2 protein-coding genes are annotated in these 710 nt (G+C 37.3%); both read right to left on the reverse strand.

The annotated features are described in order from the left end of the window. Positions 1-229: 229 nt before the first annotated feature. A complete protein-coding gene (locus tag PL9214_RS31815; RefSeq protein WP_186440519.1) occupies positions 230-391 on the reverse strand; it encodes a hypothetical protein in 162 nt (53 codons plus the stop codon). An 87-nt stretch (positions 392-478) separates the two neighbouring features. Next, positions 479-625 carry a hypothetical protein gene (locus PL9214_RS31820; protein ID WP_186440520.1) on the reverse strand — a complete coding sequence of 49 codons (147 nt, stop codon included), beginning with the start codon at positions 623-625 and terminating at the stop codon, positions 479-481. Between the last annotated feature and the right edge of the window lie 85 nt (positions 626-710).

Here is a 710-nt window from a genome sequence, read left to right on the forward strand (position 1 = left end):
TCATCTCTAATCCGGGGTAAAATTTAATTTTATCATCTTTTTACCCCTCCTTTTTTCTATTTTGGAGATGTCTAGTGAACAAAGCATTGTTGCGAATATCTGGGCTGGTTTTGTCGGTATTATTTTTAGAATTGTTGTGATTAGTTCTCATGGTTTTATCCTCTTGGCAAATTAGCTGATGTTTATGGATACAATTTATGAGTTTTGAGGAGAAGCAATTTAATTAAAATCATTTCCGGTGTACAATGCCTGGGCCTGATTCATCATATTCAGCACCTCCTCGTACAAACACTTCTTCTTGGGCTGTAATATCAGTAAATAAAGCATTGCTGCGAATATCTTTCCTGGTTTTGTCGGTATTATTTTTAGAATTGTTGTGATTAGTTTTCATGGTTTTATCCTCTTTGCAAATTAGCTGGTGAGTGCTTTACTCTGGGGTAGAATGAGAGTGTCACCCCAACCCCACCTTCTTTCATTACTAATGCTGTGGAACTCCGTTGTGTGCTCCACCACGTACAAACACTTCTTCCTCTGCGGTGATATTAGTGAATAAAGAATTATTGCGAATGTCTTTGCTGGTTTTGTCGGTGTTGTTGGTGGTAACGGAATTTTTAATGGTTTTCATGGGTGCTTTCTTATTTATATGTGGGTTGAACTTTGCTGGTGTAATTTATTAATTGCTTTTTCCACAGGGGGAGAATTGATAGCTG

It is taken from the genome of Planktothrix tepida PCC 9214 (genome assembly GCF_900009145.1).
GTDB classification, from domain to species: Bacteria; Cyanobacteriota; Cyanobacteriia; order Cyanobacteriales; family Microcoleaceae; genus Planktothrix; species Planktothrix tepida.